Source organism: Acinetobacter sp. CFCC 10889 (assembly GCF_003268395.1).
Classification (GTDB): domain Bacteria; phylum Pseudomonadota; class Gammaproteobacteria; order Pseudomonadales; family Moraxellaceae; genus Acinetobacter.
Genome location: NZ_LQXQ01000012.1, coordinates 51403 through 77631, shown reverse-complemented (window position 1 = coordinate 77631; position 26229 = coordinate 51403). Strand labels below are relative to the sequence as shown.

The window sequence follows — 26229 nt, the reverse complement described above, 5'->3', positions numbered from 1 at the left end:
TCAAGAAAAAAAGCGCCATCAGAATGGCGCTTTTTTGTTTTAAATTGATTATTTACGAAGATCTTTACGCAAAATCTTACCCACATTAGATTTTGGTAATTCGTCCATAAATTCAACATAACGTGGGCGTTTATAGCCAGTTAAGTTCTCTTTTGCGTATGCTAAAACTTCTTCTGTCGTCAAAGATGGATCTTTTTTCACAACGAATAATTTCGGCACTTCGCCAGACTTTTCATCCGCAACACCGATCGCTGCAACTTCAAGCACTTTAGGATGTTTTGCAATGACTTCTTCAATTTCAGATGGATAAACGTTAAATCCTGACACCAAAATCATGTCTTTTTTACGGTCTACAATCTTGAAGTAACCACGCTCATTCATGATGCCGATATCACCTGTACGGAAATAACCATCAGCAGTCATCACTTTAGCCGTTTCATCAGGACGGTTCCAATAGCCTTTCATCACTTGTGGACCACGAATCGATATTTCACCTTGCTCACCTTGAGCCAAGTGATTACCTTCATCATCCAAAATTGCCACATCAGTCAGTGGTAATGGAACACCAATCGTGCCACTAAACTCCGTAGTTGCAGGTGGATTTGCTGTTGCAACAGGTGAAGTCTCAGAAAGACCATAGCCTTCAATGATGATCGTACCTGTAACTTTTTTCCATTCAGCAGCAGTCGATGGCAACACAGCCATACCACCACCCATCGCCATTTTAAGCTTGCTGTGGTCTAATTGTCTGAATTCTTCATTATGCACTAAAGCATTAAATAAAGTATTTACTGCTGGGAAAAAGGTTGGTTGGTATTTTCGTAACTCTTTCATTACAGCAGGAAGATCACGAGGGTTTGGAATCAAGATATTGGCTTGACCTTTATACATCCCATAAAGTGCACATACCATGAATGCAAAGATATGATATAACGGCAAAGCACAGAAAATACGGTCGTCTTTTGCGCCATCGCCTTTACCAAATTTACTTTGGAAGATCCCATCACACTGCAATAAGTTTGACACTAAATTGCGATGTGTAAGTTCAGCACCTTTTGAAACACCTGTTGTACCGCCTGTATATTGCAATACCGCCGTATCACTTAAAGTCATACTTGGACGTTTGTAGTTGTTGGCACTCACCTTTGACATTGCAGCATTAAATTTCACATGTCCTGGAATATTCCAAGCAGGGATTTGTTTACGTACTGAACGTAATACAAAATTCACCAATGTGCCTTTTAATGTACCTAACATGTCACCGACCGAAGCAACGATGACATGTTTAACTGGCGTTTTACCAATAATCGTTTGATATACTGAAGCAAAGTTTTCAATGATCACAAGCGCTTCTGTGCCTGAGTCATTCAACTGATGTTCAAGCTCACGTGCAGTATAAAGTGGATTGACATTGACCAAAACCAACCCTGCTCTAAACACACCCAAAGCAACGACAGGATATTGCAATACGTTTGGCATCATCACTGCAACACGACTGCCTTTTGCTAAGCCTAAACTTTGAAGATATGTGGCAAATTTGCGGCTAGCAAGCTCTAATTCACTAAAAGATAGAGCTTTATCCATAAAGATAAAGGCATCTCGTGAACCAAATTTTTGGAAATTACGCTCAAAAATATCAATAAGCGATGTATTTTCCTGTGGCAATTCTACAGTCTCAGGAATGCCCGTTTTTTGATATTCTGCGTACCAAATCTTTTCCATAATGCCATATTCTCCAATCAGTAATCCTTAGTTTTCAACTGTTTTTCTCAACATTAAGCATAGTTGTTTGGCTTGTTGTGCTTAATATTGCATCCATTTTCACGAATACAATCATATATAACGTATTTTGATCGATGGATGCTAGTTTTATCTATGAATTAACAGTTTATTTGCTTTTTGATAGCCGCGTGGTAGCAGTTGCCCCTTCGACGCTCGCTTGCCAATATACTTGTTTAAATCATCACCTTTGAGCTTTAATTGTTGTTGCCCTGCAAGCAATTGAATCGTCTCATTTAAATCAAAAGTTGTCATGGATAATATTTGTTCTTTGGCTTCAAGTTGTATCAATTTATTACCTTTACCTTTATTTAAAGTTGGTAATTCTGACAAATCAAGCACTAACAAACGCCCCGCACTACTTAAAATCGCTAAATGTGTATGTGCTTGAACCACTTGCACATTCAATGCTCTAGCATCATCAGCTACTGTAAGGAATGCCTTACCTGCTTTGGCATTCGTATCGAGTTGCTTGGCTTGAGATTTAAAGCCATAACCTGCACTGCTTGCCACGACGATTTCCGTTTCATCTTCCTCAACCAAGACTTGGATAAAACCAACACCATTGGCAGGAGAAAGCTTGGAACTTAAAGGCTCACCTAAACCACGTGCAGACGGTAAACTATTAATCGCTAAGGCATAACTGCGTCCTGTTTCATCCAAAATGTAAACTTTTTGATTGGACTTACCTTGTGCTGAACTGAGATATTGATCACCTGCACGGAAATTCAAATTCTCAGCATCAACATCATGTCCTTTGGCTGCACGAATCCAACCTGCTTCTGATAACACCACTGTCACAGGATCAGCAGGCATCAAATCTTGTTCTTTTATCGCATGCGCTTCAGCACGTTGTACGATAGGTGAACGGCGATCATCACCAAACTTCTTCGCATCTTCTTTCAGTTCAGAAATGATCAAACTTTTCAATGATTCAGGATTTTCCAGTTGTTCACGAATCACCGCAGCACGTGCCTCAAGCTCATCTTGCTCACGGCGCATTTCCATTTCTTCAAGTTTTGCCAAATGTCGTAACTTGAGTTCTAAAATGGCTTCGGCTTGAGTTTCATCAATATTAAAACGTAGCATTAATACAGGTTTAGGCTGATCTTCTTCACGAATAATCTTGATCACTTCATCAATATTTAAAAATGCGATGATCAAACCTTGTAAAATATGCAAACGCTTTTCAATTTTATTTAAATGATATTGCAGACGGCGTGTGACAGTATTCTTACGAATCTCAATCCATTCTAATAAAATTTTACGAATGGATTTGACTTGCGGACGACCGTCAGCACCGATCATGTTCATATTGACACGATAGCTTGACTCCAAATCAGTAGTCGCAAATAAATGACTCATCACGGCTTCAGCATCAATACGATTTGAACGTAAAATAATGACGATTCGTGTCGGATTTTGATGATCCGATTCATCACGAAGATCACTGACCAGTGGCAATTTTTTCGCTTGCATCTGATCGGCAATCTGCGTAATGACCTTAGAACCTGACACCTGATACGGCAGTTCAGTGATCACGATTTCATTTTTTTCAATCGTATAAATCGCACGAGTACGATAACTGCCACGACCTGTAATTTGTAATTTTAACAATTCTTCAGGTGGGGTAATAATTTCCGCTTTGGTTGGTAAGTCAGGCGCAGGAATATATTCTGCAACCTTTTCATCCGTAAGGTTTGGGTTACGAATCAGTGCAATCGTACCTTTAACCACTTCACGTAGGTTATGTGGTGGAATATCAGTTGCCATCCCGACAGCGATACCCGTTGTACCATTAAGCAAAATATTCGGGACTCGTGCAGGTAAATGCACAGGTTCTTTCATCGAACCATCAAAGTTATCTTGCCAATCGCAAGTTCCCTGCCCCAACTCAGACAAAAGCACTTCACTGTACTGCGACAGTTTCGCTTCGGTATAACGCATGGCTGCAAAGGATTTCGGATCATCAGGTGAACCCCAGTTGCCTTGCCCCTCAATAAATGGGTAACGATAACTAAACGGTTGCGCCATCAGCACCATCGCTTCATAACAAGCTAAATCACCATGTGGATGGTATTTACCCAATACATCACCGACGGTACGTGCAGACTTTTTCGGCTTGCCACTGTTTTTTAAGCCTAACTCGCTCATCGCATAGACAATACGGCGCTGTACGGGTTTTAAACCATCACTGATATGTGGCAATGCGCGATCCATAATCACGTACATGGCATAGTTGAGGTAAGCTTGTTCGGTAAATTCTGCTACGGAACGGTTTTCTGTCGCATGATGCGCAAGGCTTGTCATAACAACCTTTAATCCTAAATAAATGCGTTCTAAAAATTTATATCTCTATATGTTCTTATGCTAAGTCGCATGCCCATATGACACAAGAGGCTGTCTGGTAACTCTGCGACAATTTACGTCTTTCAGTAAATTTAGCGGTGTAAAATTATCCATTTTTAAGCAAATGAGCAACTGGTTATTTTAAAGAAGCACTCATCAACAATGGAACTTGTCGATAATTAGCACTTGAATCAACTTCTAAATATTTTGTACTAAAAGTCACACAGATATTTTGCCCTTTATTGAATGTTTGTATGGCATCAAATCTGCTTTCCGATTTAAACTTATAAAATAGTGAATCAGACTTAAAACGGCTTGCGAGAAAATCATAGTTTTTACCACCTACACCAACCGTAAAATAGTGGCGATCTCCTCGTAATGCCTTTTCATATTTTGAATATCCCCCTAAATAAACACCACATATTTGGCGATATTGTTTATCGTGAAGTGAAGAATCTATCTTCTCCATGACCTCACGATCTGACTTTTGTGGAGAAAAATATACGCTGTAAAGTCCTACCAATAATATGATTAAAATTATCATTACATTCTTTATAACATTCATCTTATTACCTTATGTTTTAATATTAAAAATTATTTAATTATATCAATGACTTACTTTTTTAAAATTTCGAGCAATTATATCATTTAAATATAGAGAGGAAACACTTTCCCTCTCCAATGATTAAATATTTTGATCTACAACCCCATCTCTTCCAAAGTCTTCCCTTTGGTTTCTTCACCCAAGACCAAGATCACGGCTGCAACGCCCAAAAGCACAGCCGTAAACATCATAAAGACAGCACTAAAGCCATTTGTAGCGACCATCATATGGGTCACAACCAATGGTGCGACAATGCCACCCATACGCCCAATTGCAGATGCCCAACCCGAACCAAAGGCACGGATATTGGTTGGGTATTGCTCAGGTGTATAAGTATATAACACCCCCCAAGCCCCCAAATTAAAGAACGACATCAAACAGCCCCACAGCATGATCATACTGACCGAAGTCGCTTGCCCAAAGAAATAAGCTGATACCGCACACATGCCGATAAAGCCTGCCAATGTTGCTTTACGTCCTAATTTTTCCACCAACCAAGCAGCCACCACATAGCCCGGAAGTTGTGCCAAGATCATTCCTAAAACATATTCAAATGACTGCACGATGCTATAGCCTTGTTTGACCAATAAGCTTGGTAGCCATGTAAAAATACCGTAATAGGAAAATACGATTCCGAACCAAATCAGCCACAGCATCAAAGTACGTTTGGCAAAAGGATTTGACCACAGTTGTGAAAATGAAATGTTTTGTTTTTCCGCCACAGGTTTGACTTCAATGGTTTCAATCACTTCCACGCCACATTGACGTTCAAGCTTTTGTACCAATGCATGTGCTTCTTCGATACGTCCACGATTAATCAAATACGGTACAGATTCAGGTACTTTTTTCAAAATCATAAACACATAAATCGCAGGCAAGCCCCCGATCAAAAAGGCAATATGCCAACCATAATCAGGAATTACAAAATAGGAAATTAACGCAGCAACAAGCCAACCTAAGCCCCAAAAGCTTTCAAGCAATACAATAAAAACGCCCACGTACATGAGCAGGGATATATTCACTGACCAAAGTCACAGCAACAGGCAACTGACCGCCTAAACCCAGCCCGACAATAAAACGAAACACCAATAGCCATGTTAAGTTTGGAGCAAAGGCACATAAAGCCGTCGCAATACTATAAGTGACTAAAGTAATCGCAAAGACAGTTCGACGACCAATTTTATCCGCTAGACCACCTGAAAATACCGCCCCGATTGCCATACCGACAAAGCCGATCGATACTACCCAGCCTTTTTCAGATGGCGTCATTTGCCATTCTTCTGCCATTTTGGTCAGGATAAAGGAAATGAGTCCGGTATCCATGGCATCGAACATCCAACCAAGTCCGATCACCCATAGTAAGGTATAGTGAAATTTTCCAATCGGTAGGCGTTGTACGCGTGAAACTAAATCCATAATCGTGCTCTATGAATATGCTGTATCAGGTGAAAGGGAGATGCTGCCTTCACAACAGGATTTATAATTAGAACTCTTGCGTAAGTCAGAAATGTTTGAATTTTAGACTTAGAACATATTCAAAAGCATATCGGAGCTCCTTCTCTTGCGCCATATATGGCTCAGGGATGAGGAGGTAACTCCGCAAGAGGATGAGGGGGCTTTTAAATAATAAACCTCTCCCTTGCGCAGTAATACTGCTCATCTCCTGAAAGGAGAGGGAACATTCAATATTGATTCAAATCTCGCCGAAAATAACTTTCGCAAGAAGTCTATTGTATTTATTATAAAGGTTCTGACTTTGATCTAAATCAGAACCCGATATCTATCATTTTAAAGCTAAACTTTTTATTCGGCTAAATCAAGTTTCATCTTTGGAAGATGCAGATTGTTCATCATCATCTTTATAGATAAATTTCGGCATTTCCAAACCAAAATAAATCGCAATACAACGTAAAGAAAAGCCAAAAATTAAGGTCGAAATCACCGTCACTTCTAAAGACAATCCGACATCCATGCAGAACCAATAGAAGATCACCGCAACAAATGAAATTGAAGCATAGAGTTCACGGCGGAACACCAAAGGCACATCATTACACAGAATATCACGCAGAATACCGCCTGAAACCCCTGTCAATACACCTGCAACCGCTGAAACAACAAAGCCATGTCCCATATCTAATGCGATCTGACAACCAATGATAGTAAAGCCAATCAAGCCCAAAGCATCAAGCAACAGAAAGATGGAATGTAAATGCTTCATCCATTTAGCAATCAGAATGGTGACAAATGCAGCTGCACAGGTGAGTACCAAATATTCAGGATGCTTGACCCAAGTCAGTGGATAATGTCCAAGCAATACATCCCGCACTGAACCACCGCCAAGTGCTGTCACACAGGCAATCAAAACCACGCCAAACCAGTCCATACTACGCCGACCTGCTGACAAAGCTCCTGTCATGGCTTCAGCCGTAATTGCAATAATATAGATGACTAATAACAACATTGCCCTTCTTCCGCTGAGGGTTATCGATGCGCGTATTCTAAGTCAAATTAGATGAAAAGTTACAGATATTGTGCGCAACATTGCTTAAATTTTTTAGCTGAACCACAAATACACGGTTGTTTCATGGTGATCTGTTGATCTGTGGTCGGATCAAGGAAATACCAAGTTCCATCATGCTTTACAAAATGCGAAACTTCATGGTGAATTTGTTCTAGTTGTGCATTGTCTTTTGCATCTGAATAGTGCGCTTTAAATTCAACTTGGGCATGGTTTTTATCGAGTTTTTCTTGGGCTTGTACGACTTCAAGCTTTAACCATTGATTGGCTTTACTCCAATCTGCAATGGCTTTGACATCCAAAGCGTGTTGCTGTCCAAGCGCTGTCGTTTTGACGATATAATCAATCTCATGCTTGGCAAATGCGCTATAGCGTGAACGCATCAATTGTGCTGCTGTTTCAGCTTTTTTCTGACCTAAATGTAGCGGTTGGCAACATTCACGATAAAGTTCAGACCCACATGGGCAGGAGAGATTGGACATGAAGTTTCTCAAAATTTAAATAGGTTCTAACAAATCAATTTTTCTGAAATAAATACACCTGAAAACTCGCAGTCAAACTGATATTTTCAAGTTGCTCAAGGGCTTGGCGTTTTTCAGGTTTGGCTTTGTATGCATAAGGCGTCATGGCAATTAAATTTTTTAATTGTGCTTGCTCCAACTCAAAAGTAGATTCCACAATCGGTTGCTCAATCAATGTGAAATGCGTTTGCAGCTGCTCCACAAACTTATGTGGATCATGGGCATTGACCTCATCAAACAAAGCTTCACGCATTGCATAGAGATGATTTGGTGCAGGAGTCACCACCATCAAATAAGCTTCAGGTTTAAGCACCCGTAAAATTTCCTCTTGCGGAATCGGACTAAAGAGACTGGTACATAAGTCAATGGAATGATCCATTACAGGTAAGGTCGCTCCTGTACCTACCACCCAATCAACATCTTTATTGAGTTTGGCTGCAACTTGCACCGCATTTTTGGCAATATCCACCCCCACACATTGCATGACTTCTTGCTGCATGGCATCCGTGTAATAACCTTCTCCACAACCAATATCGAGTAGATTCTCAATGCGTAAATCACGAATTTTCTGTACCACAGCTTGCTGTAAGGATGCATAAAAACCGCCACTCAGGAAAGCTCGACGGGCTTGAACAGACTCAGGGGTATCACCCGGATTCTTACTGTGTTTATGCTGAACCACATGCAAATTGACATAACCTTGCTTCGCCACATCATAGCTATGATTGTTGATACAGTGCCATGTACGTTCAGTCAAGCTGAGTGCTTCACGGCACACGGGGCACATCAACACATTCCTGATTTGTTTCAAAACCTTCTCCAAACTCATTTTAAAGCCATAAAAAAAAAGCCGGCTGATGCCGACTCTCTTCAACAACTTTGTATTAACGCAATTTTAAAGTCATTAGACCCAAAACTACCAGCATAATTGTGATAATCCAGAAACGAATCACCACTTGAGTTTCACGCCAGCCTTTTTTCTCGTAATGATGATGCAAAGGTGCCATGAGGAACACACGTTTGTTACGCATACGCAAAGAACCAATTTGTAAGAATACCGAAATCGCTTCCACCACGAATACCCCACCCATAATCGCAAAGACGATTTCTTGACGTACCATCACTGCGATTGTACCGAGCATTGCACCTAAAGATAATGCACCCACATCACCCATGAACACTTGCGCAGGATGTGCGTTATACCAAAGGAATGCCAAGCCTGCACCAATCATTGCGGCACAGATAATTACCAACTCAGAGGTATATTTCACATAAGGAATATGCAGATAAGTGGCAAAGCGAATATCACCCGCCAAGTAAGCAAATACACCTAAACCTGCTGCAACCAGTACGATTGGCATGATCGCCAAACCATCCAAACCATCCGTCAAGTTCACTGCATTCGAGCCACCATTAATCACCAGATAAGTGAAAATAATGAAGCCAATACCGAGTGGAATGGCGGACAATGGAATGGTTAAATTTTTAAAGAAAGGAATCAACAAATCCAGCATATTGGCAGTATGTACAGGATTTTCTTGTTGTGTTGCGATGATATACAAGGCAATACCTGCACCGAGTGAACCTACAGACGTCCAAAAGAATTTCTTCTTAGCAGGCAGACCCGCATTGTCTTTATAACGAACTTTAATCCAGTCATCTGCCCAACCGACAGCGCCGAAGATGACCATCACACCGAGTACGATCCACACATAAGGATTGGATAAATCTGCCCAAAGTAAGGTACTAATTCCAATGGATAATAGAATTAAAATCCCCCCCATGGTCGGTGTACCCATTTTCTTGGCATGGTTTTCTGGCGCAAATGAACTGACTGCTTGACCATATTTTAAAGCTTGTAGTTTACGGATCATCACTGGACCTAAAGCCCAACCGATTGCCAATGCTGTTAATACACTCAGCAAGGCACGTAATGACAGATACCGAACCACTTGAAAGGCATTTTCATAGCCTGCCAAATGTTGAAACAACCAATACAGCATTAAATTTTCTCCATCAAGTCAGTCATCAACGTTTCCATATGGGTAAAGCGAGAACCTTTAAAGAGGAAACTCATGGACTGCGGTTGATGTGTCTCAATTAAACTCATTAAAAGTGGTAAAGCTTGTGCTTGCGTTAAAAACGCCTGCATTTTTTTACCATATTGTGTGCTACGTGCACCCTCTTGTGCCGCAGGTGCAAACTCACCCACTGCCACCACAAAGTTAATTCCTTTAACCGAAACAAGGTCACGACCGAGCATATAATGTTGCTGTGCAGCCGTAGCGCCTAATTCGCCAATATCCCCTATCACCATCACTTTGATGCCATCTTGTTGCGCCAGAACTTCTGCCGCAGCACGCATCGAGGTTGGGTTGGCATTATAAGTATCATCAATAAATAAATGATTGGCTTTTTGGATAAAGTTTAAACGACCTTTAGCACCTTGTGCAGATTCTAGACCAATCACAATATCATCTAAAGCAATACCAATTGCTAAAGCAAAAGCAGTTGCCGCTTCGGCATTATGAACATTGTGTTCACCTGCAAAAGGTAGATTTACAGTACGAATGCCTTGAGGAGTATTGAGGGTAAATGTTGCAGATTGCGCCTGAAGCTGGATATCTGTTGCAAAAACATCACCGCCTTCACCAAAACTCAAACTTTTTTCAGTTTGCACAGCTTGGCGAATCGTATCAGTAAAATCATCCTGTGCAGGAACAATCGAGGTGCCTTGCGCATCAATATGTGCATAAATCTCAGACTTGGCACGGCAAATACCATCACGCCCACCAAATTCACCCAAATGCGCTGTGCCGATATTGAGAATCCCAGCGACATGCGGTTGCACTAAGTTTGAGGTGTAATCAATTTCACCTTGATGACTTGCGCCCAACTCCATCACCGCATACTCATGCTCTAAACGAAGCTCCAATAACATCATTGGCACACCGAGATCATTATTCAAATTACCACGGGTGATCAAGGTTGGTGCTAAACGTGACAGAATACTGCCCAGCATTTCTTTGGTGGTGGTCTTACCACTGCTACCTGTCAATGCAATGACTTTGAGTTGAGTATTTTGCGCACGACGATAAGCACCTAAATGACCGAGTGCTAAACGAGTATCTGCAACAACAAGTTGGCAAATGTCTGCTTCAACAGGATGACTGACGATGGCAATCTGGCAACCATTTTCAGCAACCTGTGCAATAAAATCATGGGCATCAAAACGCTCACCTTTCAATGCTAAAAATGCATCACCTGCTTCCGCATGGCGTGAATCCGTTAAAATACGTTTAATCTCACCTTGCGGCGCTTTGTCTAAATACCAAGAACCTTGAGTCGCTTCAGCAAGCTCAGCTGCTGACCATGGCTGCAAAAGCACAGTACTGGTGGTAGATGTGTGCATCTATTCTTCCTACTGAGCTGGATAAGCTGAATTTGGTTTATGCTGTTGTGCATCAATGGCTGATTGCACTTCAACGACGTCATCAAACCAATGGCGCACACCATCGATTTCTTGATAATTTTCATGCCCTTTGCCTGCAATCACCACAATATCACCCGATTGTGCATGTTTGACGGCATATTTAATCGCTTCACGACGATCATGAATTTCTTTGACATGATGCTCTTCAAAATTCACATCACGTTTCATATCCGCAAAAATCTGTGCGGGATCTTCAGTCCGTGGATTATCCGAAGTAATCACCACAGGATCAGCTTGCTCAAGCGCAGCTTTGGTCATCAATGGACGTTTGCCACGATCACGATCACCACCACAACCGAAAACTGCCCATAACTGATTTTCAACATGGCGTTTCAAGGTTTTAAGTACTTGTGTGAGTGCATCGGGTGTATGTGCATAATCCACCACAAACAGACGATCCGCATCACGAATTACTTGCATACGTCCTGGCGCACCTTTTAATTTCGGCACATCTGCGATCAATTGTTTTAAATCAAAGCCTGCTTGCTCAGCAACAATCAAACTTGCCACAAGGTTTTCAATATTAAAATGTCCAAGCAACGGGCTTTGAACTGTAAATTCACCTTGTTCCGTTTTTAAATGGAATGTCGCACCATCCAAGCTATACTGAATACCAAAGACTTGATAATCCGCAGCTTTAGACGTGGAATAGGTCAATACTTTAGGATGGGATTGATTACTGCTCGCAGCATCCATCATCACGTCTGCATGTGCATCATCGACATTGATAATTGCCACTTTCAAAGACGCAAATTTGAATAAACGTGATTTGGCTTCTGCATAAGCCTCAAGCGTACCGTGATAATCCAAATGATCACGACTTAAATTACTATAAGCTGCAATTTCAATATCAGCACCATTCAAACGCCCCTGCTCCAAACCATGTGAGCTGGCTTCCAGTGATACAAATTCAGCACCTTGTTTGGCAAAATCATGCAATAAATTTTGTAAATGCAAAGCATCCAATGTGGTATGCGATGAGGCTTCAAGGTTGGGTAAAATTCCATTCCCTGTTGTGCCCATCACTGCACACTTTTTGCCTTGTAACATCACCAACTCAGCCACCAAACGAGAAATCGTGGTTTTCCCATTGGTACCTGTCACAGCCAAGACACGTGCAGCTTGAGCAGTGTCTGTCGCTTGCAAATACAATTTTTGCCATTGTCCCATTAACTGACGTACATCAGGGCACAGCCAACTATTTTCCAATGCCAGATCAGTTTCGCTGATTACAGCCAATGCCCCGTTTGCAAGTGCAGATTGAGCAAATTGCAAGGTTTTTTCAGGTTGTGAAAAACTATTCAGGGCAATAAAAATTTGCCCTGCGCTCACAGCTCGACTATCTAAACAAAAGCCTTGAAATGGCATTGCCATCCAAGTTTGGGGATTGTCGACGGGATAAATGTCTTGAAAATGAATCGTCATCATTCACCTATTTGGATGGATTGATAGAATCGAGAGGTTTATCAAGTGGTACGTTCATTAAACGTAAAGATTCTTGCATAATTTTTGCAAATACAGGTGCAGCAACTAAACCACCATAATATTGTCCACGTGGATTTTCCACCACAACAATAATCGCCAAACGTGGATCACTGATCGGAGCCACCCCTGCAAACAACGCACGATATTCAGTATTTGAGTAGCCTTTATGGTCAGGGCGCAATTTATGTGCTGTTCCTGTTTTACCACCCACACGATAACCTGGAATATTGGCTTGTTTGGCAGTACCACCTGGCATAGTCACTTGCTCAAGCATGAGCAATACATCATCGGCAATTTTAGGCTCTAAAACCTGTTTACCTTTGGGCTGATCTTCAAGTTTATACAGGCTCAGTGGATATTCCACGCCATGATTTGCCAACATGGCATAACCTTGTGCCAACTGTAAAATCGTGGCATTTAAACCATAACCATATGCCATTGTCCCGATTTGCGAAGAATTCAGTTTATTGGGTGGCAGTACCAAACCACCACTTTCACCTGGGAATTTCACCGCAGAACGCTCACCAAAACCAACTTTTCGGAAGAAACTTGGCAACGCTTCTTTTGGTAAAGACAAAGCAATTTTAGCTGAACCCACATTAGAGGATTTAATAATCACCCCTGTCACAGTCAGTGATCCATAGTTATGTGTATCACGAATAGTATGTGAACCTAAACGCATGGTGCCAGGACTGGTATTGATGACTGAATTTGGTGTGTATTTACCACTTTCTAAACCTGCAGCAACCGTAAATGGCTTCATGGTTGAACCTGGTTCAAACATATCAATCGCACCACGGTTACGCATGGCATCTTTGTTTTTTAAGCCATTTTTATCATTTGGATTATACGATGGCCAACTGCCCATCGCTAAAATTTCGCCTGTTTTTACATCGACTGCAATCGCAGATGCAGAACGTGCATTATTCGCAACACCAACTGCAGTCAATTCACGATACATGATGTATTGCAAACGTGAATCAATACTCAGCGTGATATTTTCTCCTGGTGTGACTTCTTTCACTACTTCAGGAATCGTGATTCGGTTACCATGTTTGTCACGAGAAATTTTCTGCTCACCATCTTCACCTGCCAAGCGGGTATTGAGCTGCATTTCCAAGCCCTCAATCCCTGTGCCTTCACTATTGGTCAAACCAATAATCTGCGCATTGGGCTGTGGTTGCGGATAATAACGCTTATAGGTTTTTTCTGAATATACCCCTGCAAATTTACGTTGCGTAATCAAATCAGCTTGTGGTGGTGGCACTTCTTTTTTCAGTACCAAATAGCGTGAACGTGGGCGCTCTGCTAGTTTTTTCTTTAGATCAGCACGATCGATGCCAACCGCATCTGCCAACTCATCTAAATTTAAATTTTCATCAGGTAATTGACGTTTTAATTTACGACTTTCAGGTGTTTTTTTCAGTTCCTCTGTGACTTTTTCAAACTGTGCTTTGGTTTCAAAATATTCACGAGGATCAATCACGACTTTCATGATTGGGGTACTGATCGCTAAAGGTACACCATGGCGATCACTGATCACACCACGCATGGCTTTGAGCTTTTCTGTTCTTAAAATATTGGCATTGGCTTTATTTTGCAAAAAGTCTTTATTAATCACTTGCACATAAAAAGCACGTCCAACCAACATGATAAAACACAGCAGTACCACGCCCCACATCAAATAATAACGCCACATATCCACAGCGACAGAAGACTTAGCGGAAATAGGCTGCTGTTTTTTTCGCGGTTGACGAGGTACTTTGTTTTGCTTATCTACCATACAACATGCCTATTTCTTTTGCTCAGGTTCAGACGGTAATGAAATCACAACGGTTTGCGCTGCGGGTGGAGAATACATACGAAGTTGTGTCACAGCACGTGTACCAATTTGCGCAGTTGCACCGAAAGTTTGTTGTTCGATCAACAAACGCCCCCACTCTGCATTAATGGTTTCTCTTTCACGCATATAGCTATTTAATTCACGGAAATCGTGTCGATAAGAAAAAACTTGTAGCACCACCATAAAAGCACTACCTAAAACCAATACTAACAAAAAGGCGTAATACACCACTTTTTGTATGGCTTGTCGATTTGTCCGTTCTTCTATAATTTCTTCTTTCATTCTGCGCCTTTAAGTTCTAAGCGTTCTGCGACACGCAGCCAAGCACTACGTGAACGTGGATTTTCTTTCACTTCCGCTTCACTTGCACGTACACGATCAATTTTTTTCAAACGGCGTGTATCATTCACTTTTTGTGGTAAGCCCCAACCATTATCCTCAGCTAAGGTCGATTCTTTTTGTATGAATTGTTTAATAATTCGATCTTCTAAAGAATGAAAACTAATCACTGCCAAACGTCCTTGTGCTTTTAACACATCTACCGCCTGTGGCAAGAAAGTATGTACATCATCTAACTCTTTATTGATTTCAATACGAATCGCCTGAAACGTACGCGTTGCAGCATGTTTATTTTTTTCCCATTTCGGATGAGCAACTTTAACAATTTCAGCCAATTGTGCAGTCGTTTCAATATAGCCAGCCTGTTTAATCGCTTTAGCAATACGGCGACTATAACGCTCTTCTCCATACTGAAAAATGACATTGGCTAAATGTTCTTCATCCACATCAACCAACCATTCAGCCGCAGTTTGACCTTGCGAATTGTCCATTCGCATATCCAAAGGTCCATCTTTCATAAAGCTAAAACCACGTTCTGCCTGATCCAACTGTGGTGAAGACACACCTAAATCTGCCATAACCCCATCGACTTGATAAATACCACGTTGATTGAGTTCTTGTTGTAAATCTGCAAAGCTGGCATGAATGATTTTAAAACGTGGATCTTCCTGTTCCAACTGATACGCTACTTCCAAAGCTTGTGGGTCTTTATCAAAAGCAAAAACTTGTGAATTTTCATCTAATTTAGACAGTAATAATCGGGTATGACCACCACGTCCAAAAGTCCCATCAATATAAATTCCTGTATCTCGGTCAGCAAGGAGCGCATCAACAGTTTCATGTAGCAATACAGAAATATGGGACATAAGTTTAGATTCAATTCAGTCAGAAAATGTAACTGCACATTATTACCTTGTTTTTGTAAAGCTCCAAACGTCTTTTTGTAGGAAAATATTACTTTCTATGGGGAAAACCGTTTTAAAAGAAAATACATGCTTATTTTTTGAAAAATAAAGCACTTTCAATACAATTCAACAGACTATTCTCTTGCTCTTCTTTTCACCATTTTTACATCATTCTGTACTAAATCTGCTTGCATATGCCAACCTTGATGTACGTAAAAACTGAAAGCACGACTATGACGATCTGTTTCAAGCCAAATTTCTGAAAAATCTTCAAATAAAATATGTTCAACTTTCTCCAGTAATGCTTTTCCAACTCCATTTCCTTCAACCTCTGGATAAACAAACATTGCAAACACACTACCTTCCTCTTGATCCGCAATTGCAAATCCACAACACTGCTGTTCAAATTCTGCCATCCATACAGAGGAAGTATTTTCAATGAGCGCTAAAATAGCTTCATGCGTAATTCCCAGCTCAGTTAATTCTTGTTTTGATAAATGATTTTCTTTTACAGAAGTACGAATATCAAAAATCAAATCAACATCATCAACAGTTGCAGCCCTTATTTTCACGCTCATTACTTCTCCCAATGTACTATTTTTAAATAAATCCAATCTACATAAAAAACCTCCTAGACATAGGAGGTTTCCATTTAGATCAATACTGTTTAACGCTTATCGTTATAAATCTGATCAAATACACCACCATTTACAAAGTGGGTTTGTTGCGCCTTAGACCAACCACCAAACACTTCATCAATGGTAAACGTTTTTAAAGCTGGGAACTGTTTTGCATATTTCGCTAAAATTTTCTCATTACGTGGACGATAAAAATGACGTGCTGCCATATCTTGTCCTAATGGCGAATATAAATAGTTAATATAGCCAGTCGCTAACCATTTATTACCATTCTTGTTCACCGTTTTATCTACGATTGCAACCGATGGCTCAGTCAAAATTGACATCGATGGATAGACAATATCAAACTTATTACCCAAAGTTTTTTTACTGATCATGGCTTCATTTTCCCATGTCAGTAATACATCACCAATGCCACGCTCAGCAAAAGTTGTCATTGAAGCACGTGCCGCAGGATCCATCACTTTGACATTGTGATACATTTTCGACACAAAATCACGTGCCTTAGCATCATTACCACCCGGTTGTTTTAGTGCATAACCCCACGCAGATAAATAGATCCAACGTGGTAAACCACCTGTTTTTGGATTTGGGGTAATGATTTGTACGCCCGGTTTGGTCAAGTCTGTCCAATCTTTAATTTGTTTTGGATTACCTTTACGCACCATAAATACGATGGTTGAGGTATAAGGTGCAGAGTTATGCGGAAATTCTTTCTGCCAACCTTTATCAATCTGACCAGATTTTACGATTTCTTCAATGTCATTTGCCAAAGCCAATGTCACCACATCACCTTTTAAACCATCAACAACAGAACGTGCTTGTTTGCCCGAACCACCATGTGACTGTTTAAAGTTTACTGTATGACCTGTACGACTTTTCCAATACGTGCCAAATGATTGATTAAACTCATCATAAAACTCACGTGTTGCATCATAAGATACATTTAAAAATTGACGATCAGCGGCTTGCACTGTATTTGAAGTGACTGCCACACCTGCTGCAAGCAATGCAACGTGTAGCCATGTTTTAAATTGAGCTTTCATGACATTTCAGCACTAAAATCTTGAATTGTGCTAAATATATGAAATAAGTTGATAAACCGCAATTTAATAATTTTTCATGTGATTTCAGTTTCTTAAAATAAATGTATGTTAATTGATTGTTTCTATTTACAAAAAAATAAAAACAATTTACTTATTTATATTTTATAGATTTTTCAGCATTACTTATACAAAAAAGAGAATATAAAATTCTCTTTTTTATTGATCACCTGTAAATTACGATTTTTTATTTTTCCGAAGAAATTTGATCATAAATTGCACCATTTACAAAATGAGTTTGCTGTGCTTTTGCCCAACCACCAAAAACATCATTAATGGTAAATAATTTAATTTTTGGAAATTTAGCACCATATTTTGCAGCGGCTTTAGCATCACGAGGACGGAAATGATATTTGGCTGCTAATTCCTGCCCTTGCGGAGAATACAAATAATTTAAATAACCTTTGGCTAAATTACGATTACCATCTTTATCAACATTCTTATCTACGATTGCCACTGATGGCTCAGCCAAAATTGAAATAGACGGATAAACAATTTGATATTTGTCTTTATCTGGACCTGATGTTGCCAAAATCGCCTCATTTTCCCAAGATAACAGCACATCTCCAATACCACGCTCAGCAAATGTTGTCAGTGAACCACGTGCCCCCGAATCCAATACTTTCACATTCTTATACAACTTTTTCACTAACTCACGTGCTTTGGTATCATTGCCACCTGGTTGTTTTAGTGCATAGCCCCATGCAGACAAATAAATCCAACGTGGTGCACCGCCTGTTTTTGGATTTGGTGTCACAATTTCAACACCAGGTTTGATTAAATCATTCCAATCTTTAATATTCTTAGGATTGCCTTTACGCACCAAAAACACCACTGTCGAGGTATAAGGTGCAGAGTTATTTGGAAACTCTTTTTGCCAATCTTTTTCAATCAGACCCGCTTTGACGATTTCATCAATATCATTTGCCAATGCCAATGTCACCACATCCGCTTGCAAACCATCAATCACTGAACGTGCTTGCTTACCTGACCCACCATGAGACTGTTTAAAATCAATATCTTGCCCTGTTTTAGACTTCCAATACTGCCCAAAGCTTTTATTGTATTCTTGATAAAACTCACGTGTAGGATCATAGGAAACATTTAAAAACTCTTTTGCTGCATACGCTACACTATTCAATCCCACTAAACCCAAAAGGCTTGCCAATATAATTTTTTTCATTGCGATTCACATTTAAAATTTTGTATTTAAAATACCTTATTGACTATTTTTTAATTTTACAATCAATCAGTTATATTGTTTATTCCATTTTATATCTTGTTTTTAGATATCACTTTAATGCACATATTTATCGCAAAATACACATTTCCACAAATGAGTAAAAAATGTATACTTCTTCACAATAAATACACATTTCTTTGCTAATAATACGTTGCTCTTACAATTGGACTGTAATTATTGGCATAGACTGTCAAAAAAAGTCGTTTTTGTAAAAATATGTGACCATTTTGTACATATTGTGACTATTTATGGTTAAAATGCAGTCATAAGACATGTTTCTTAGACTAAAAAGAATATCCTTGTGGGGGGAATTACAATGAAATCACGTACTATTAAATTATTCATCGTCAGTATGACACTTGGTCTTGGCATGCAAGTGACGCAAGCAGCAGCTATTCCTAAAAATCAAAGTGCAGCTACGCCATCTCAAGTGATTACCGACAAGCAATCTCCAATTGAAAAAGCATTAAGCCAACAAAAACGAGATAGAAAATTACTTTCAAATCAAGACGATATTAAAGTCCTTACCTCTTTAAAAACACCAGCTGCACAAAATTTTTTAGCAGAACAACACCAACGTTTTTCTCGTTTTGTCCAAGCCATTTTCCAACCACATAGTTCTTAATTTTAAAGCATTTATACGGTGCTACATTCTAATCCCCTCTTAGAATGCACATGCCCCATCCTTTATTGGTGAATTAACCCTTAAGCGATGGGGCTTTTTCGTTATAATGGTTCCAATTTACATTCTGAATAATAGTTGATTATGACCATTCGTACTCGTATTGCCCCATCTCCAACTGGCTTTCCTCATGTAGGCACAGCTTATATTGCATTATTTAACCTGTGTTTTGCCAAGCAAAACGGTGGTGAATTCATTCTGCGTATTGAAGATACTGACCAATTGCGTTCCACTCCTGAATCTGAACAAATGATTTTAGATTCATTACGTTGGTTAGGCTTAAATTGGTCGGAAGGCCCAGATATTGGTGGTCCACATGCACCTTATCGCCAATCTGAACGTATGGGCATTTATAAACAATATGCGCTTGATTTAGTTGAAAAGGGTCATGCGTTCTATTGTTTTGCGAGCGCTGAAGAATTAGATCAAATGCGTGCAGAGCAACAAGCACGTGGTGAAACACCAAAATACGATGGTCGTGGTTTATTGCTTTCAGAAGAAGAAGTACAGCGCCGTTTAGCAGCAGGCGAAGCCCATGTGATCCGTATGAAAGTACCAACCGAAGGTATCTGTAAATTTAATGATATGTTACGTGGTGAAGTTGAAATTCCATGGGCACAAGTTGACATGCAAATTTTGCTAAAAACAGATGGCTTGCCAACATACCACCTCGCCAATGTCGTTGATGACCACTTGATGGAAATCACCCATGTCATTCGTGGTGAAGAATGGATTCCATCTGCACCAAAACATCAGCTGTTGTATCAATATTTTGGTTGGGACATGCCGACCCTGTGCCACATGCCATTGTTGCGCAATCCAGATAAATCAAAATTATCAAAACGTAAAAACCCAACATCGATCAACTACTACAAAAATATCGGTGTGTTGCCTGAAGCCCTACTCAACTATTTAGGTCGTATGGGTTGGTCAATGCCTGATGAACGTGAAAAATTCACACTTGCAGAAATGATTGAAAATTTTGACATCAAACGTGTATCACTAGGTGGTCCTATCTTTGATGTAGAAAAGCTTAACTGGTTAAATGGTCAATGGATCAAAGGTTTAAGCCCAGCAGAACTGCTTGATACATTATTGGCTTGGAAGTCTGACCGTCAAACTTTAGAAGATATTGCGGCGGCGATCCAACCTCGTATTAATCTACTTTCTGAAGCAGTGAATTGGGCAGGTTTCTATTTCAACCAATTCCCAAGCATCAGCAAAGAACAATTTGAAAGCAAAAAATTGACTGAAGAACAAGTGCGTCAAAGCTTGCAATTTGCGATTTGGCGTTTAGAAAGCATGTTTACATGGAACAATGACACTGTGAGTCAGACTTTAATGGATTTGGCAAATCAAATGGAAATCAAACTCCGTGATTTTATGCCAACATTCTTTATTGCAATCGCAGGTTCAACCTCTTCAACCCCTGTAATGCAATCCATGGTCACCATTGGTCCTGATTTAACCTTTGCTCGTTTACGTCATGCCCTTGAAATTGTTGGTGGTCCGAGCAAAAAAGAAGCAAAAGCATGGGAAAAACTCAATGAAAGCTTAAAATTGCCGAAAAATGATGCAGTTGATGAAGCTTAATGAATTTTTTAGTTGACGCAAGGACGTTATATCCCTAATATAGCGCCCATACAGCGAGATGGTTGAAAAACTTAATCCTGTTGCCTCACAAGTTCCTATCGTCTAGAGGCCTAGGACATCGCCCTTTCACGGCGGTAACCGGGGTTCGAATCCCCGTAGGAACGCCAAATTCAAGAAAGCCACTGACACATTCAGTGCTTTTTTATTGCCAAAAATTTTTTATTTTACTCACAATCCGCTAAAATCAAATCAGAAAACACCATGTGGAGTCGTAATGCAATACCGTTGCCCAAAATGCCAAAGCTCTAAAATTCTTCCTGTTGCCAATGGGAATACCGCAGCTGTTCGTCCTGTAATTCCAAAAAGCTTGGCTATTCTCATTCCTGCTATCTTTGTTTTATTACTTTTAGTCATTATCAGTGTGGCGATGTGGATTTTTGGTGATGGTGCAGGACAAACTTTGCAGATTGCAACTGTTGTTGTTTTCCTTATCTGTGCAGTAGCAGGTGTACTATTTTGGCGTGATCTTCCTGATTTTAAAATTTCAATGCAATCCTTTATGAATGCCAATAAAAGCTGGAAATGCCGTGAGTGCAACCATGAGTGGCATATTCAATAATTGTTAAAAGCAACAAATAAATCAACACTCATATTCATCTAATGCGAATGTGAGTGTGTATCCTGTTCTGGATGTATATGGTTATGTGCCATACATTCATCATCTTCGATTTGTAATGTCATTTCAGTAATACCATATTCATGACTTAACATTTCTAAAGCGTGTTGATACAAAACATTACGATCAACTGTTGGCGCAAATAAATGTACTGTTAAATGTACATTTTTAGAGGTGATTGCCCACACTTTAAGTTGATGAATACTCTCAACACCATCAAGAGATCGTAAGTCTTGACGTAATTTTTCAATATCAATTTCTTCAGGCACACCTTCTAATAAAATATTGATACTTTGCTTCAACAAAGTCCAAGCACGTGGCAATACCCAAAATCCAATCAATACTGCAATGATCGTATCAACCCAAACCCAACCTGTAAAATAGATGAGAGCCGCACCAATAATCACCCCGACTGAACCCAGTGCATCACTCAACACCTCAAGATAAGCGCCTTTAACATTGAGACTATCTTTAGCACTCGACATCAAAATTTTCATTGAAATAAGGTTAATGACTAAGCCAATCACAGCAACAATCAACATTCCCAAACTTTGAATTTCAGGTGGTTGGCTAAAACGTTGAAATGCCTCATAGAGAATGTAAACTGCCACCATAAACAACATAGAAGCATTAAATAACGCTGCTAAAATTTCAAAACGCTGATAACCAAAAGTGCGCTTATTATCAGCAGGTAATTTCCCTACTCGAATCGCAACCAAAGCAATAGCGAGCGCAGCAGCATCTGTAAACATGTGTGCTGCATCGGATAACAACGCCAAACTTTGCGTCATAAAACCAGCTATTACTTCAATCACTAAAAATGTGGTTGTTAAAATGAGCGCAAATGTGAGTTTTTTCGCATTTTTCTCTGTCACAACCGCATGACTATGATCATGCCCATGATGCTCACTCATATTGATTTCTCATTTCAAAGCTTTTTTTGATTGTAATCTGTCAGTTTTAAAAATGCAGTAATTTAATCGTTTAAAATTTAAACGCTTTAATTCATGTTTTTATTCACATTTTTTATAATACAATCTCTAAGTACATAACTATTGATTTTCCCAAATTTTACTATATGATAAATTTAAGATATAAATAAATGTAAAACAAAGAGATATATAAACCAAAAGGATTTTCTGTATAAAAAGCTCAGTAAGCGCTTTTATATTTATTCAATATCGAAACCTTTATTTCAACATACCCTTACAAAATAATTTACTTTTCAACTAATTTACAGAGTATTTGTTCTTTTATATACAAACTCATACATTTGTATATTGACAAATTACAATTTATTATTTGAAAAACCTTAAAAAACGCTACATTATTAATATCTACTTAAAGCTATAAAGTAGTCACAACAAAACTTTGTTAATGGATTAGCAAGGAGGTTTATATGTTAGTACATATTTTAAAACGCTTTTTAGGAAGCAATCCATCTTATTCAGTTGCTAAACCCAACATGAATGATGAAGTTTTATTCAACGATCTATCATCATCTTTCTGTTCAATAGAAAGTCATGATACTCGTAACATCATGTGGGGTTATCTGCGTGCTGCTTTGCGTGGTGATCAAGAAGCACAGTACCAAATGGGCTTAAATTATCTGAATGGGCAACTAGGTTTAGACCGTAGTTATATTCATGCGGAAAAATGGCTAGAACAAGCAGCTCATCAAGGACATCCCTTTGCAAAGGAAGAACTGAAAAAAGCATATAATCAATTGGCATTTTCATAACCAAAGACATCTAAAACAAATTTTTCTCATTTTAGTCAATATACAAGAAAAGTTTAAGTTTAGATTTCTAGAATAGATAAATATCTCTTTTAATAAGTTTTTATAAATTTATTAAAAATTTCAGGAAAAGTAAAAATGGTGGGTTTTTACTTTTCTTATTTAATAACTTATTGTCTTGCGAGCACAATAAAATGGATTTTAATCAATTTCATCATCATATAAAAAAATCTATTATCTCTTATTTCTCAACACGTCTTGTGCTGCATCGTTATCTTTTTTCCGAAGCCCTGCTGAGCTATCAGCGTGCTCAACATTTTGAACATTTATCCTTAAAGAGCTTTTCATCACTGCCTTATCGAGAAACACTAGAAATAGAAGACAGCCATCAACGCAATGCTATTTGGTATTTTCTAAATGCCGCATTACAAGGCTATAGCACTGCCCAGTTCAAACTAGGCATGTTATATCTTAATGGTCAATTGGGCTTAGATCCCAGTATTGCAAAAGCAGAAATGTGGCTTAATTTAGCTGCAAACCAAGGACATAGCGAAGCTCAAATTGTTTTATCTAAGATGCATATGCCTTCTTGATAAAATCATATTTTGAATTAATCTATTTTAATAATTGTTCAAACATCTAAAAATGATCACACATAATCAATCACAGGCACTTTTATTTTAACTTGTGCAATGAGTCGCTCACCATGTTTGAATATAAAAATCTAATTCGTCAAAAATTTCTTTATTACAAGCCATAAAAAACCAGCTCGAAAGCTGTTTTTTTAGATTCAGAATGGGGAATTAGCCACCAATTTTGCGGTATTTTTGACGCTTCGCAACCAAGTCATCACCATCACGTTTTTGACGGTATGCTTCAAATTCAGCATAGTTCCCCGTGAAGAATTCAGGTGTTTCACCTTCAAATGACAAGATGTGCGTTGCAATACGGTCGAGGAACCAACGGTCATGCGAGATCACCATCACAGTACCCGGGAATACAAGAATTGCATCCTCAAGCGCACGTAAAGTTTCGATATCCAAATCGTTCGATGGCTCATCGAGTAAGATTACGTTCGCGCCCATTTGCAGGATTTTCGCAAGTTGTAAACGGTTACGCTCACCCCCTGACAATTGACCTACACGCTTTTGCTGATCTTGACCTTTAAAGTTAAAGCGACCGATATAGGCACGTGATGCAATTTCGTATTCGCCAATCTTTAAGATATCCAAACCGCCAGAAACTTCTTCCCAAACCGTTTTATTGTTATCTAAAGTGTCACGAATCTGACCGACATAAGCCACTTTAACCGACTCACCAAGCACTACAGTACCTGTATCAGGTTGTTGTTCGCCCGTCATCATACGGAATAGTGTCGTTTTACCTGCACCGTTCTCACCGACAATACCGACAATCGCAGCAGGTGGTACAACAAACGATAAATCTTTATAAAGCGTACGATCACCAAACGATTTACTGATGCCTTCCACTTCTACAACCTTGTTCCCTAGACGTGGGCCAGGTGGAATGTAGATTTCAGATGTTTCGTTACGCTGTTGGAATTCACGCGAGTTAAGCTCTTCAAAACGTTCCATACGCGCTTTGTTTTTCTTTTGCTGACCTTTGGCATTTGAACGAACCCATTCAAGTTCTTTTTTCAATGCTTTGGCAAAAGATTCTTCTTGCTTGTTCTCTTGTTCTAAGCGGGCATTTTTCTGCTCTAACCAAGAAGAATAGTTGCCTTGGTATGGGATACCCATGCCACGGTCAAGCTCAAGAATCCACTCTGCCACGTTATCTAAGAAATAACGGTCATGCGTAATCGCAACGATAGTACCAGGGAAGTCTTTCAAGAAGCGCTCTAACCAAGATACAGATGATGCATCCAAATGGTTCGTTGGTTCGTCAAGAAGCAACATGTCAGGCTTAGAAAGCAATAAACGGCACAATGCGACACGACGACGCTCACCACCAGATAGCTTAGATACATCTGCATCCCAAGCAGGTAAGTTCAATGCCGCAGCCGCTTGATCCATTTGGTTTGCAATATTGTGTGCATCCCATGCATGGATAATCGCTTCCAACTTCTCTTGTTCTTTTGCAAGTGCATCAAAGTCAGCATCTTCTGCTGCATATTCTGCAAATACTTCGTCAAGACGTGCCAAAGCATCAAGTGGTTCACGTAAACCATCTTCAACGTTACCACGAACGTCTTTTGTTTCATCTAATGGTGGTTCTTGTTCTAAATAACCGATTTTAATACCCGGTTGTGCACGTGCTTCACCTGAGAAATCTTTATCTACGCCCGCCATAATACGAAGCAAGGTGGATTTACCTGCACCGTTTAAACCAAGCACACCAATTTTTGCGCCCGGAAAGAATGATAAAGAGATGTCTTTTAAGATTTCGCGTTTCGGCGGAACCATTTTTGACACACGGTTCATCGTGTAAATGTATTGGGCCACGTAGGACTCCTCAATAGAAAACCAAATGGTGGAGTTCGCATTTCACCTGAAAAATCAGTGCCATTGCCAACTCCCTGCTCAATGAGCAAAAAAATAATCGCTGTATTATACGATGAAAGTCCCGAAAACATAAGGCATGTCATTCATCTTGCATAGAATGTTACAACAATTTTACTGTTTAATTTTAAATCAATGCACAGCAGCACGAATGCTTTGCAATCTTTACCGAAAGAGAATCATCTATATGAAATTTTC

At 39.5% G+C, this 26229-nt stretch carries 22 protein-coding genes, 1 tRNA gene and 1 pseudogene; 6 read left to right on the top strand and 18 right to left on the bottom strand.

What is annotated here, in order from left to right; genetic code table 11:
* Nucleotides 1–48: 48 nt before the first annotated feature.
* The 16 genes and pseudogenes from AVJ19_RS06360 to AVJ19_RS06285 all read right to left on the bottom strand — a co-directional run bounded on the left by AVJ19_RS06360 (nt 49) and on the right by AVJ19_RS06285 (nt 18760).
* Nucleotides 49–1722: an AMP-binding protein gene (locus AVJ19_RS06360; protein WP_111858932.1), complete on the bottom strand. Its 1674-nt coding sequence runs from the start codon at nt 1720–1722 to the stop codon at nt 49–51.
* A gap of 147 nt (nt 1723–1869) precedes the next feature.
* Complete coding sequence (parC, locus tag AVJ19_RS06355) at nt 1870–4089, bottom strand: DNA topoisomerase IV subunit A (RefSeq protein WP_111858931.1); 2220 nt, start codon at nt 4087–4089, stop codon at nt 1870–1872.
* A 175-nt stretch (nt 4090–4264) separates the two neighbouring features.
* Nucleotides 4265–4693, bottom strand: coding sequence for a hypothetical protein (locus AVJ19_RS06350; RefSeq protein WP_111858930.1), 429 nt, complete (start codon nt 4691–4693; stop codon nt 4265–4267).
* A gap of 134 nt (nt 4694–4827) precedes the next feature.
* Nucleotides 4828–6148: pseudogene (locus AVJ19_RS06345) on the bottom strand (MFS transporter).
* Between the two features lie 400 nt (nt 6149–6548).
* On the bottom strand, nt 6549–7193 hold the full coding sequence (locus AVJ19_RS06340) for a trimeric intracellular cation channel family protein (protein ID WP_111858929.1): 645 nt from the start codon (nt 7191–7193) through the stop codon (nt 6549–6551).
* Between the two features lie 59 nt (nt 7194–7252).
* Nucleotides 7253–7732, bottom strand: a complete 480-nt coding sequence (locus AVJ19_RS06335) for a YchJ family protein (RefSeq protein ID WP_111858928.1) — start codon at nt 7730–7732, stop codon at nt 7253–7255.
* A 34-nt stretch (nt 7733–7766) separates the two neighbouring features.
* Nucleotides 7767–8600 carry a putative RNA methyltransferase gene (locus tag AVJ19_RS06330; protein WP_213067200.1) on the bottom strand — a complete coding sequence of 278 codons (834 nt, stop codon included), beginning with the start codon at nt 8598–8600 and terminating at the stop codon, nt 7767–7769.
* A gap of 55 nt (nt 8601–8655) precedes the next feature.
* Nucleotides 8656–9774 (bottom strand): phospho-N-acetylmuramoyl-pentapeptide-transferase, encoded by a 1119-nt coding sequence (gene mraY / locus AVJ19_RS06325; RefSeq protein WP_111858926.1) that lies wholly within the window; start codon nt 9772–9774, stop codon nt 8656–8658.
* Nucleotides 9774–11183 carry a UDP-N-acetylmuramoyl-tripeptide--D-alanyl-D-alanine ligase gene (locus AVJ19_RS06320; RefSeq protein WP_111858925.1) on the bottom strand — a complete coding sequence of 470 codons (1410 nt, stop codon included), beginning with the start codon at nt 11181–11183 and terminating at the stop codon, nt 9774–9776. Before AVJ19_RS06320 ends, mraY begins: the two co-directional genes overlap by 1 nt.
* A gap of 9 nt (nt 11184–11192) precedes the next feature.
* Nucleotides 11193–12689 (bottom strand): UDP-N-acetylmuramoyl-L-alanyl-D-glutamate--2,6-diaminopimelate ligase, encoded by a 1497-nt coding sequence (locus AVJ19_RS06315; RefSeq protein WP_111858924.1) that lies wholly within the window; start codon nt 12687–12689, stop codon nt 11193–11195.
* Nucleotides 12690–12696: 7 nt separating this feature from the next.
* On the bottom strand, nt 12697–14532 hold the full coding sequence (gene ftsI, locus AVJ19_RS06310) for a penicillin-binding protein PBP3 (protein WP_111858923.1): 1836 nt from the start codon (nt 14530–14532) through the stop codon (nt 12697–12699).
* Nucleotides 14533–14541: 9 nt separating this feature from the next.
* Nucleotides 14542–14874 carry a cell division protein FtsL gene (ftsL, locus tag AVJ19_RS06305; RefSeq protein WP_111858922.1) on the bottom strand — a complete coding sequence of 111 codons (333 nt, stop codon included), beginning with the start codon at nt 14872–14874 and terminating at the stop codon, nt 14542–14544.
* On the bottom strand, nt 14871–15797 hold the full coding sequence (gene rsmH, locus AVJ19_RS06300; protein WP_111858921.1) for a 16S rRNA (cytosine(1402)-N(4))-methyltransferase RsmH: 927 nt from the start codon (nt 15795–15797) through the stop codon (nt 14871–14873). Before rsmH ends, ftsL begins: the two co-directional genes overlap by 4 nt.
* Nucleotides 15798–15970: 173 nt before the next feature.
* Entirely contained in the window at nt 15971–16450 is a 480-nt protein-coding gene (locus AVJ19_RS06295; RefSeq protein WP_228203302.1) for a GNAT family N-acetyltransferase, read from the bottom strand.
* A 53-nt stretch (nt 16451–16503) separates the two neighbouring features.
* Complete coding sequence (locus AVJ19_RS06290; protein ID WP_111858919.1) at nt 16504–17520, bottom strand: sulfate ABC transporter substrate-binding protein; 1017 nt, start codon at nt 17518–17520, stop codon at nt 16504–16506.
* A 244-nt stretch (nt 17521–17764) separates the two neighbouring features.
* Nucleotides 17765–18760 carry a sulfate ABC transporter substrate-binding protein gene (locus AVJ19_RS06285; RefSeq protein ID WP_111858918.1) on the bottom strand — a complete coding sequence of 332 codons (996 nt, stop codon included), beginning with the start codon at nt 18758–18760 and terminating at the stop codon, nt 17765–17767.
* A gap of 376 nt (nt 18761–19136) precedes the next feature.
* Between AVJ19_RS06285 and AVJ19_RS06280 the strand changes: the two genes are divergently transcribed.
* From AVJ19_RS06280 to AVJ19_RS06265, 4 genes are all read left to right on the top strand, one after another.
* Nucleotides 19137–19445, top strand: coding sequence for a DUF4179 domain-containing protein (locus tag AVJ19_RS06280; RefSeq protein WP_111858917.1), 309 nt, complete (start codon nt 19137–19139; stop codon nt 19443–19445).
* 141 nt (nt 19446–19586) lie between these two features.
* Nucleotides 19587–21095 (top strand): glutamate--tRNA ligase, encoded by a 1509-nt coding sequence (gltX, locus tag AVJ19_RS06275; RefSeq protein ID WP_111858916.1) that lies wholly within the window; start codon nt 19587–19589, stop codon nt 21093–21095.
* Between the two features lie 91 nt (nt 21096–21186).
* Nucleotides 21187–21262: transfer RNA gene (locus AVJ19_RS06270), tRNA-Glu, on the top strand.
* A 107-nt stretch (nt 21263–21369) separates the two neighbouring features.
* Nucleotides 21370–21714, top strand: a complete 345-nt coding sequence (locus AVJ19_RS06265; RefSeq protein WP_111858915.1) for a hypothetical protein — start codon at nt 21370–21372, stop codon at nt 21712–21714.
* A 38-nt stretch (nt 21715–21752) separates the two neighbouring features.
* On the opposite strand, the gene AVJ19_RS06260 is transcribed toward AVJ19_RS06265, so the two are convergent.
* Nucleotides 21753–22685, bottom strand: coding sequence for a cation diffusion facilitator family transporter (locus AVJ19_RS06260; RefSeq protein WP_111858914.1), 933 nt, complete (start codon nt 22683–22685; stop codon nt 21753–21755).
* Between the two features lie 485 nt (nt 22686–23170).
* On the opposite strand from AVJ19_RS06260, the gene AVJ19_RS06255 reads away from it, so the two are divergent.
* Together AVJ19_RS06255 and AVJ19_RS06250 are read left to right on the top strand one after the other, a co-directional pair.
* Complete coding sequence (locus AVJ19_RS06255) at nt 23171–23512, top strand: tetratricopeptide repeat protein (RefSeq protein ID WP_111858913.1); 342 nt, start codon at nt 23171–23173, stop codon at nt 23510–23512.
* Between the two features lie 191 nt (nt 23513–23703).
* The gene (locus AVJ19_RS06250) at nt 23704–24102 is read left to right on the top strand and encodes a tetratricopeptide repeat protein (RefSeq protein ID WP_171334170.1); all 399 of its coding nucleotides are present in this window, start codon (nt 23704–23706) and stop codon (nt 24100–24102) included.
* A 210-nt stretch (nt 24103–24312) separates the two neighbouring features.
* Here AVJ19_RS06250 and ettA read toward each other — a convergent pair whose 3' ends face one another.
* A complete protein-coding gene (ettA, locus tag AVJ19_RS06245; RefSeq protein ID WP_111858912.1) occupies nt 24313–25974 on the bottom strand; it encodes an energy-dependent translational throttle protein EttA in 1662 nt (553 codons plus the stop codon).
* Nucleotides 25975–26229 lie beyond the last annotated feature (255 nt).

What these genes read in the sequence shown, in the direction of transcription:
- AVJ19_RS06265 (WP_111858915.1), top strand. Translation starts at nt 21,370, where the DNA reads ATGCAATACCGTTGCCCAAAATGCCAAAGCTCTAAAATTCTTCCTGTT.
- AVJ19_RS06260 (WP_111858914.1), bottom strand. Translation starts at nt 22,685, where the DNA reads ATGAGTGAGCATCATGGGCATGATCATAGTCATGCGGTTGTGACAGAG.
- AVJ19_RS06315 (WP_111858924.1), bottom strand. Translation starts at nt 12,689, where the DNA reads ATGACGATTCATTTTCAAGACATTTATCCCGTCGACAATCCCCAAACT.
- AVJ19_RS06330 (WP_213067200.1), bottom strand. Translation starts at nt 8,600, where the DNA reads ATGAGTTTGGAGAAGGTTTTGAAACAAATCAGGAATGTGTTGATGTGC.
- ftsL (WP_111858922.1), bottom strand. Translation starts at nt 14,874, where the DNA reads ATGAAAGAAGAAATTATAGAAGAACGGACAAATCGACAAGCCATACAA.
- AVJ19_RS06340 (WP_111858929.1), bottom strand. Translation starts at nt 7,193, where the DNA reads ATGTTGTTATTAGTCATCTATATTATTGCAATTACGGCTGAAGCCATG.
- AVJ19_RS06290 (WP_111858919.1), bottom strand. Translation starts at nt 17,520, where the DNA reads ATGAAAGCTCAATTTAAAACATGGCTACACGTTGCATTGCTTGCAGCA.
- mraY (WP_111858926.1), bottom strand. Translation starts at nt 9,774, where the DNA reads ATGCTGTATTGGTTGTTTCAACATTTGGCAGGCTATGAAAATGCCTTT.
- AVJ19_RS06360 (WP_111858932.1), bottom strand. Translation starts at nt 1,722, where the DNA reads ATGGAAAAGATTTGGTACGCAGAATATCAAAAAACGGGCATTCCTGAG.
- gltX (WP_111858916.1), top strand. Translation starts at nt 19,587, where the DNA reads ATGACCATTCGTACTCGTATTGCCCCATCTCCAACTGGCTTTCCTCAT.
- AVJ19_RS06285 (WP_111858918.1), bottom strand. Translation starts at nt 18,760, where the DNA reads ATGAAAAAAATTATATTGGCAAGCCTTTTGGGTTTAGTGGGATTGAAT.
- AVJ19_RS06255 (WP_111858913.1), top strand. Translation starts at nt 23,171, where the DNA reads ATGTTAGTACATATTTTAAAACGCTTTTTAGGAAGCAATCCATCTTAT.
- ftsI (WP_111858923.1), bottom strand. Translation starts at nt 14,532, where the DNA reads ATGGTAGATAAGCAAAACAAAGTACCTCGTCAACCGCGAAAAAAACAG.
- AVJ19_RS06250 (WP_171334170.1), top strand. Translation starts at nt 23,704, where the DNA reads ATGGATTTTAATCAATTTCATCATCATATAAAAAAATCTATTATCTCT.
- AVJ19_RS06335 (WP_111858928.1), bottom strand. Translation starts at nt 7,732, where the DNA reads ATGTCCAATCTCTCCTGCCCATGTGGGTCTGAACTTTATCGTGAATGT.
- rsmH (WP_111858921.1), bottom strand. Translation starts at nt 15,797, where the DNA reads ATGTCCCATATTTCTGTATTGCTACATGAAACTGTTGATGCGCTCCTT.
- AVJ19_RS06350 (WP_111858930.1), bottom strand. Translation starts at nt 4,693, where the DNA reads ATGAATGTTATAAAGAATGTAATGATAATTTTAATCATATTATTGGTA.
- AVJ19_RS06320 (WP_111858925.1), bottom strand. Translation starts at nt 11,183, where the DNA reads ATGCACACATCTACCACCAGTACTGTGCTTTTGCAGCCATGGTCAGCA.
- parC (WP_111858931.1), bottom strand. Translation starts at nt 4,089, where the DNA reads ATGACAAGCCTTGCGCATCATGCGACAGAAAACCGTTCCGTAGCAGAA.
- AVJ19_RS06280 (WP_111858917.1), top strand. Translation starts at nt 19,137, where the DNA reads ATGAAATCACGTACTATTAAATTATTCATCGTCAGTATGACACTTGGT.